Annotated in this window: 8 protein-coding genes and 4 pseudogenes; 1 reads left to right on the forward strand and 11 read right to left on the reverse strand. The window is 63.4% G+C overall.

Features of this window, described 5'->3' with window-relative positions; all coding sequences use genetic code 11:
• From H536_RS24705 to tnpA (H536_RS25555), 9 genes and pseudogenes are all read right to left on the reverse strand, one after another.
• Positions 1-92: pseudogene (locus H536_RS24705) on the reverse strand (IS5/IS1182 family transposase); the annotation flags it as partial.
• Between the two features lie 47 nt (positions 93-139).
• On the reverse strand, positions 140-1771 hold the full coding sequence (tnpC, locus tag H536_RS0121940) for an IS66 family transposase (RefSeq protein ID WP_024352453.1): 1632 nt from the start codon (positions 1769-1771) through the stop codon (positions 140-142).
• 72 nt (positions 1772-1843) lie between these two features.
• Positions 1844-2191: an IS66 family insertion sequence element accessory protein TnpB gene (gene tnpB / locus H536_RS0121945; protein ID WP_024352454.1), complete on the reverse strand. Its 348-nt coding sequence runs from the start codon at positions 2189-2191 to the stop codon at positions 1844-1846.
• Positions 2188-2583 carry an IS66-like element accessory protein TnpA gene (gene tnpA, locus H536_RS0121950; protein WP_029703885.1) on the reverse strand — a complete coding sequence of 132 codons (396 nt, stop codon included), beginning with the start codon at positions 2581-2583 and terminating at the stop codon, positions 2188-2190. Before tnpA (H536_RS0121950) ends, tnpB (H536_RS0121945) begins: the two co-directional genes overlap by 4 nt.
• Before the next feature lie 60 nt (positions 2584-2643).
• Positions 2644-2829, reverse strand: a pseudogene (locus H536_RS0121955) (transposase); the annotation flags it as partial.
• Between the two features lie 69 nt (positions 2830-2898).
• Complete coding sequence (tnpC, locus tag H536_RS22975; RefSeq protein WP_373279290.1) at positions 2899-3711, reverse strand: IS66 family transposase; 813 nt, start codon at positions 3709-3711, stop codon at positions 2899-2901.
• Positions 3602-3832 (reverse strand): annotated as a pseudogene (locus H536_RS25550) (transposase domain-containing protein); the annotation flags it as partial. The pseudogene H536_RS25550 and the gene tnpC (H536_RS22975), both read right to left, overlap by 110 nt.
• A gap of 54 nt (positions 3833-3886) precedes the next feature.
• Positions 3887-4243: an IS66 family insertion sequence element accessory protein TnpB gene (tnpB, locus tag H536_RS0121965; RefSeq protein WP_024352455.1), complete on the reverse strand. Its 357-nt coding sequence runs from the start codon at positions 4241-4243 to the stop codon at positions 3887-3889.
• Positions 4240-4674, reverse strand: coding sequence for an IS66-like element accessory protein TnpA (gene tnpA, locus H536_RS25555; RefSeq protein ID WP_024352456.1), 435 nt, complete (start codon positions 4672-4674; stop codon positions 4240-4242). Before tnpA (H536_RS25555) ends, tnpB (H536_RS0121965) begins: the two co-directional genes overlap by 4 nt.
• Before the next feature lie 883 nt (positions 4675-5557).
• Between tnpA (H536_RS25555) and H536_RS0121975 the strand changes: the two genes are divergently transcribed.
• Entirely contained in the window at positions 5558-6832 is a 1275-nt protein-coding gene (locus H536_RS0121975; RefSeq protein ID WP_155898606.1) for a hypothetical protein, read from the forward strand.
• A 346-nt stretch (positions 6833-7178) separates the two neighbouring features.
• Here H536_RS0121975 and H536_RS24085 read toward each other — a convergent pair.
• Positions 7179-7549: pseudogene (locus tag H536_RS24085) on the reverse strand (transposase); the annotation flags it as partial.
• 33 nt (positions 7550-7582) lie between these two features.
• The coding region (locus H536_RS24855) for a hypothetical protein (RefSeq protein ID WP_024352458.1) at positions 7583-7870 on the reverse strand (288 nt) is incomplete at its 5' end.

Raw genomic sequence — 7870 nt, forward strand, 5'->3', positions numbered from 1 at the left:
ATCATGACGATGTCGCCGTCATAAGCCTTCGATACCGCTGCCAGGAGGCGATCCCACACACCGGCGGTCCGCCAGCGCGTGAAGCGGTTGTAGAGTAACCATCCGGCCTGAACCGCGGCGGGCGAGTGCTGAGCATCGGCTACGCGGCTGCCCGCTCGACCCGGTGATGTTTGGCCGGCCAGTTCCACGGCAGGAGCTCGCCGAGGCGGGACTGCGGTGTGTCGGCGATGCGAGCGAGCACGTCGGCGAGCCAGGCCTGCGGATCGACGTCGTTCAGCTTGGCGGTGGCGATCAGCGTCAGCATGAAGGCGCAGCGGTCGGCTCCACGATCGGAGCCGGCGAAGAGCCACGACTTGCGGCCGAGCGCCAGGCCGCGGATCGCCCGCTCCGCCGCATTGTTGCTGAGGCAGATCCGGCCGTCGGTGGTGAAGCGGGCAAAGCCCTCCGAGCGCGTCAGCATGTAGTCCATGGCCTTGGCGACCGGCGCGTGGCGCGACAGGCGCGCCCGCTCGGTTCGCATCCAGTCCTCCAGATCGGCGAGAACGGAAACGCTCCGCTCCTGCCGGACGGCAAGACGCTCTTCGGCAGGACGGCCGTTCACCTCGCGCTCAATGTCGAACAGAACGTCGATGCGCTTCACCGCCTCCAGCGCCAGCGGCGAGATCGGTGCCGCGTTCTTTCCCCGCCGGGCGCTCCGGGCGATGTCGGCGAGTTCGAAGAACTTGCGGCGAGCGTGGCTCCAGCACAGCGCCTGGGTCAGCGGCCGCGGATGCCGGTTGCCGTCATAGAGGCGGCCATATCCCGAGTAGGCGTCGGCCTGAAGGATCCCGCCATAGCCTGTGAGGTGGCGCTCGGGATGCTCGGCTGTGCGGTCGCGGGAGGCGTAGAACAGGGCTGCCGGCGGCGCCGGACCGTCAAACGGCCGATCATCACGGACATAGACCCAGACCCGGCCGGTCACCGTCTTGCCCTTGGCCAGGATCGGCACCGTCGTGTCGTCGCCGTGCAGGCGCTCTGCAGCGAGAACATGCCGCTCGATCAGGTCGTGCAGCGGGCGAAGGACAGGGACGCATGCGCCAACCTGGTCTGCCAGCGTCGACAGGCTGAGGTCGATCCCCTCGCGGGCATAGCGCTCGGATTGCCGGTTCAGCGGCTGATGCTGGCCGTACTTCTCGAACAGGATCATCGCGAGCAGGCTCGGGCCGAGGAAGCCGCGGGGCGTGGGATGGAACGGCGCTGGCGGCTGGGTGATCTTCTCGCACTCCCGGCAGGTGAACTTCTCCCGCACAGTCTGGATCACCTTCCACTGCCGCGGGATCACCTCCAGCGTCTCGGTAATGTCCTCACCGAGCTTCGACAGGCGGCCCGAGCCGCAGCACGGGCATTCGGTCGGCGCCGGAACGACCACCCGCTCTCTCGGCACATGCTCGGGAAACGGCTTCTTCGAGGGGCGCTTGCGAATGAATGCCTGAACGCTGGTCGTCTTCGCCGCGGCCTGCTCGGCCGCGAGTTCGTCCTCGGTAGCGGCAGCCTGCGCGTCTTCGAGCTGCATCTCGAGCTGGTCGAGGAGACGCGCCTTCTTCTCGGAACGCGTCCCGTAGAGCTCGCGCTTGAGCTTCTCGATCTCCAGCGTCAGATGCGCGATCAGGGCTTCGGCATGCGAGGCCTTCGCCCTTCTGTTGGCCACTTCGGCTTCCGCCCGATCGGCACGCCGTTCGGCCGCCGCGAGGGCGGCCTTCAGGGTGGCGATGTCGTCCGGCGCGGCGGCCATGGCGGAAGGCCCGAAGCAGTTCGTGACAAAGCCGATTCTGCCACAGAACCCCTGCAACACAAGGAGTTTGTTCTATCCCACCGCGCTTGGGCGCCAGGTTCTCTGCGGATGACGCCAGTCGATCCCCTCGAGCAGATAGCCGAGCTGCGCCAGCGAGATCGTCACTGCTCCATCCGCCGGCGACGGCCAGATGAAGCGGCCCCGCTCCAGCCTCTTCACGAACAGGCAGGCGCCCTGGCCGTCATGCCAGATGACCTTGATCAGGTCCCCGCGCCGGCCACGAAAGACGAAGAGATGGCCGCTCGCAGGATCACGCTTCAGCGTCTCCTGCACCAGCAGCGACAGGCCGGGAAAGCCCTTGCGCATGTCGACATGCCCCGTCGCCAGCCAGACCCGTACCCCGCTCGGGACCGGGATCATCGGCGCCGATCCACAACGGCGATGACCCGCGCCAGAGCCTCGGGATCGACACCGGCGTCGACAACGATCCGCCGACCGCCCGTCAGGATGATCTCCATGCGAGAGGATGTCGCCACGCTCTCTTGCCTCGGCAACTCCGGTGCCGGTGCGAGCACCGCGGGGACGAACGTCGGCACGGGATCCGGTCCGGCTGGCTCGTCTCGAAAAGTCCGCCGCCATGTCGCCAGTTGCGATCGCGATATCCCGTAGCGACGTGCCGTCGCCGACACCAGCCGCGGGGCCGCCATGCTCTCGACAACGATCTTCAGCTTCTCCTCGTCGCTCCAGCGACGACGCCGACCCATCTCGACGATCTCAAGCCGCTCAAAGGCTCTGTGCGTATTCCTGTCCATACGCACTGTTCTCAGGCCGAAAACATCTCTCCCGCAAGGCGGCCTTCACCGCAGGCGTACGTTGTAGAGCGTGGTCCGAGGACCGTAACGCTCCGGGACGTCGCGCCAGGATGAGCCGGTGCGGAACCGCCAGAGGATGCCGTTGATCACCCGCCGGTCGTCGACCCGGGCGACGCCGCGGCTGTTTTGAGGCAGCAGCGGCTCGATGACAGCCCATTCCTGATCCGACAGTTCATGGCGACGCATGGCAATCTCCCTTCCAGGAGATTGAATCAGATTACGCCACCTCGCTGAACCCGTTTATGGGGACGCTCTCTAGCACCCTGTAGCCGCCATAGCCGTCGACCTGGAGAACGCCGGCAAATCCCTGGAGATGGGCAATGGGTCACTCGGCCTTGCGGTCGGGCGCGTAGACATAGACGACGGCAGGCGGATCATCGCCGTCGAAGGGACGATCGTCCCGGGCATAGGCAAGAGCTGGCCGGTCTTCGTCCGTCCTCGGCCAGGATCGAGAACCGGTGCGGTGGTCTCATCGGCAAACAGCTTGGTCGATGCCTTCAGGTGGCCCAGCAGCCGCTCGTGGACGGGTCGGAGCAGGAACCCCGCCCGGCCGACCCAGTCGGCCAGGGTCGAGCGGTCGAGATGGACACCCTGGCGGGCGTAGATCTGCGCCTGGCGGTAGAGCGGCAGATGGTCGGCATACTTGGACACGAGCACTTGGGCGACCGTCGCCTCGGTGGGAATGCCACTCTCGATCAACCGCGCGGGTGCCGGCGCCTGGACCACGATCCCTTCGCAGGATCGGCAGCCGTAGCGTGGGCGGCGGGTGACGAGCACGCGGAATTGGGCAGGAACGATGTCGAGGCGTTCGGCGACGTCCTCGCCAATGACATGCAGGGCATGCCGGCAGCATGGGCAGGCCTTGTCCTCGATGTCGACGACGGTCTCGATCCGGAGCAGATGGGCAGGCAGCGAGTCCCTGTTCGCTCGACGCTTGGCGGCGCGCTCCGTCCGCAGTGCCGGGGCCGCGGTCTCTGCGGGCTGCTTCGTCAGCCGCGACGCCCTGCTCGACCTCCTCGAGGCCGAGCAGGAGCTGGTCTTCGGGTAGTGTCTCGGCGCGGCGGCCAAAGCGGTGACGCTGCAATTCCTTGATGATCTGCACAAGGCGCTCGGCGCGCAAACGCTCGGCGGACAGCATCGCCTTCAGCGTACCGGGATCGTGGGGAAGCGTGTCGGCCACCAGGTTCATGCGGGGAGTGAATCACTTCCCCACGCCGGCGGCAACAGATTTGCGCCTCTTCGCTCAGCCCAATATCACCGGCACCCGAGTATCCCGCATCGCATGGACGCGGCGCCAGTCGAGGCCTTCCAACAGTGCCGAGAGCTGCGCGGCCGTCAGGTGCATGGCACTGTCCTGAACCTTCGGCCAGCGGAACTCACCGTCCTCCAGCCGCTTGGCCACCAGCACTACGCCAGTGCCGTCCCAGAACACCAGCTTGATCCGATCGGCGCGCTTGGCCCGGAAGACGTAGACCGCCCCTGAGAACGGATCGGCGCCCATCGTCTCGCGGACCAGGGCTGCCAACCCCTCGGCACCTTTGCGGAAGTCGACGGGCTTGGTCGCCACCAGCACCCGGACGGCGCCGGTCGGACCGATCACACGCCGACCTTCAGGGCTTTGATCACTGACGCGATCGACTTCGGGCTCGCGTCGGATCCGATGCGTACGACGACACCGCCGAGCTCCAGTTCGATCTCGCAGCTCGCTCGAGGCGCGGCCCGCTTGCGGCGGGGCGGCTTCGGCTGATCTCGCCGCACGGCGGTTGAGGGCGGCTCGACGATGACGGGCACGAATGCCGATGATGCCGCCGAGCCCGCATCAAGCTCACGGCGCGCCTCACGCCGCCATCCAAAAACCTGCTGCGGCAACAGACCATGGCGACGGGCGACTTCCGAAACCGCCGCGCCCGGCACCAAGGTCTCTTCGAGGATCCGCGCCTTGTCGTCTGCCGACCAGCGGCGCCGTCCCGCAGCGCCGTTGATCACCTCAATCCGACGCATCGGCTCAAGCGTAATGTCAAAACTAGACACAGAACGATCCTCCTCAGGATCGTCAGCCTCGCCCGTCAGGATAAAACGCGAAAGGTGGGGCCGGGACGACGCTTACGGCGTCCACGAAACTCGGGGCTGTTCAAAATACAAATTTCTACCACCCCCGTGGACACTAACGTTGAACCCGATTATGTATTTTCTTAGTTCACTATTTCGACACGATCCCAGAGCGGGGCAAGCGAGAGAAATCGAATGGATTGGAAACCGGGGGCTGGAGAGTCGAATACCCGCTATGCCCGCATCTTCGGTTCGCTTTTTGAAACCTCTGGAACTGATTCCGGGGCGGGCCGGGCGCGGAATCCGAGATCGCTCGTGCTGGCGGCAGCCACAGCGCGCTGAACGGAAGTGTCGCTGTAGTCTACTTCGAAGGCGGAGCCGGCGGCATCGACAATTCCGTCAGCTACTCACTGTCCTCGAATTCCGTCGTGGCGATGCTCACTGATCGATGCGACATTCTATCCCGTGCATACTGCTTCCTACCTCTACCACCCGTGTACGCTAGTTTTAGCTCTCTAAGCCGCTTTTCTTACGGCACTCGTCTGTAGCTATACTTGCGTTACGGTATTTTCTCTCCGTACAGCGTGTTGATCCCTTGTTAGCGGCTATTATTTCCCCTCGCATTGTCGGGCTCATAGTGTTCCTATGCGCAATGTGTTTCGGTGCGTCCTACGCCTACCTAGCTGGTCAGGATCTTAACTGGGACTGGCGTAACTATCACGACTATCTCGCCTATGCTTGGTTGTCGGACCGATACAACACGGACGTTGTGCCTAGCGGCATTCAGACCTATTTCAACCCCTATCCGTATATATTCCCATACATCTTAAGACACCAGCTTTCGCTTCCTATCGCGGCGATGCTCATGGGAGCACTACAGGGGATCAACTTCTGGCTGCTGTGGATCTTAGCGCGCCAGCTAGTTGGAGACGCCGCTACCGCCGGTTACCGCTTAGCTCTCCCCATTGCGGCGCTCCTTATCGCCGTCACGGGACCGTTGACGCTCTCCGAAATAGGTACCAGTTTTGCCGACCTGTGGACCGCGCCGCTCATTATTGGCGGCTTGCTTCTTATCGTGCTGGCCTCAGAGCAGAGGATTTACTTCATTCTGCTCGGAGGGCTTCTTATCGGTGCCGCGACGGGGTTGAAACTGACTAACGCGAGCTACGCGATAGGCAGCATTGCAGCCGTGCTCATGGCGCGGAAGCCAGTTCAGAGCATCTTTCTCCTGGCGGTTGGAGGAATGGTTGGTGTCGTAGCGACCGAGGGGCGATGGGCGTGGTTTCTGTGGCGAACGTTCGGGAACCCCCTTTATCCCTACTACAACGGGATTTTCCGCTCGCCTGGTTCGCCAGCGGAAAATCTGAGCGACACACGCTTCTTGCCGCAGTCGTTGACAGAAGCTATCGCGTATCCTTGGCTTTGGATGACCGGGGATCATCGGACGGCAGAGGTTGCTTTCACCGACACGCGATTCGCTTTGCTTTTCAGCCTCGGGCTTCTGGTGCTCGGGGGCTTCCTGGCTCACAGGCGGCAGTTATTGAATCGCAACCAGTGGCAATTCACGGTGTTCTTCGTTGTCTCATATGCCGTTTGGCTGTCGGTATTCGCGATCCAGCGCTACGCTGTTGTCCTAGAAATCCTTGCGGCCGGCGCGATCATGATGTGCATGGGCCAACTCGTCCGATCGGCGCTCGCGCTGATCGGAACGGTGCTACTGGCAGCTCTCGTCGGGTTTTCCTCCCAAGCAGCCAATTGGGGTCGCGAGAGTTGGGATAGCGCGTATCGAGGGATCGATCTTCCTCCGGCGCTTCTGCAGCCTGCGACCTACTTGTTGGTCAATAAGCCGACCGCTTTTATCGCGTCGAGCCTTCCGAAGTCATCACACTTCGTGCAGTTGGAGGATAGCGACTTCATGATTCTGCCGGGGTCAGCAGCCGCGCAAAGGTTTGAGGAAATTCTAGCGAATCCGGGGTCGGGTGGTCTCTGGGCTGTCAAATCCGGGGTAGGTGACTTTCCGCAAGAGAAGCTGCGGAAGCACGGTCTTTCGATTGACTACGCCCGTGGCTGCCTTCAGCGTCGTACGACGCCGCTCACCGAGGTGGAGTTTTGTCCTCTCAAGCCGACCGCCGGCCCGTGAGTGAACCGCCCCGGGTTTCCCGGAGACCATTTTGTTTGAGTCCTACGCGGCTTTCGGCACGGCCTCAAGCTTGGCGTAGTAGGCGGCTTCCGCCTCGGCGGGCGGGAGGTTGTCATTCGGCCCTTTAATTGCGGCTCGCTGTCAACTCCCACTTTGATGTCGCCGCCGGGGTCAGGGTCCTTTTCGAGGTCGCTGCCTCATGATGGTGTTCGGGGGTGGACGCCTCGATGTGTGCAACGACGTCAGATACCTGCGTCAGCCGAATGACCGAGGTCGCCGTCACCACCGTCCCGGCGGGGACATCGGGTCGCGTCGAGTTTCGATGCGACACCGATCGGAATGACGATCAGACGGATGAGATCATCGCGGGCTCCTTACCCCACTCGAATTCAGTACCGTCGGTCCAGATACAATGCAGGATGACTGCGAGCTTGCGGGCGAGCGCGGTGTGGCCTTCTTGTAGCCGACACGCCGGGCAAGCTGTTCCCCCCAGGCTTTCAGCCGAGACCACCGCTTCGTCCGATGCAGAAGCACTGTGGCTGCTTCGTAAAGATAGACACGCAGGGCGCGGTCGCCCCATTTCGACACGCCGCCTTGCGTGTCTGTCTTTCCGGACTGATGCCGTCGCGGCGTTAGGCCGAGGTAGGCACCGACTGTCTGGGCCGAAGCAAACCGAGACGGATCATCGATCGTGTGGCGATAGGCGAGTGCGGTCACGACGGGTGGATTCCAGCGCGAAGCGCAACATGCTCATGAGAAGCGGATTCGGACGTCCTTGCCAAGTTCCTGGAGGAGGCACTGGAAAGGGGTGATGAAGCCGAGGCATTTGCGCGGCGTGGTGTTGAGGCTGACAATGGCGTCCTGGAGATCGGCTTCGGACAGGGTGTCGAGATCGAGCCATCTGGGCAGCCATCGTCGCAATCGTCCGTTGGCGTTTTCGACGCCTCCCTTCTGCCAGGAAGCGTAGGCGTCGCAGAACCAGGTCGACATGCCGAACAGGTCGTCGAGCAGGCGGTGGCGGGCGAAGGCGGTGTCGTT

Origin of the sequence: Aurantimonas coralicida DSM 14790, from assembly GCF_000421645.1 — a bacterium.
Taxonomy (GTDB): domain Bacteria; phylum Pseudomonadota; class Alphaproteobacteria; order Rhizobiales; family Rhizobiaceae; genus Aurantimonas; species Aurantimonas coralicida.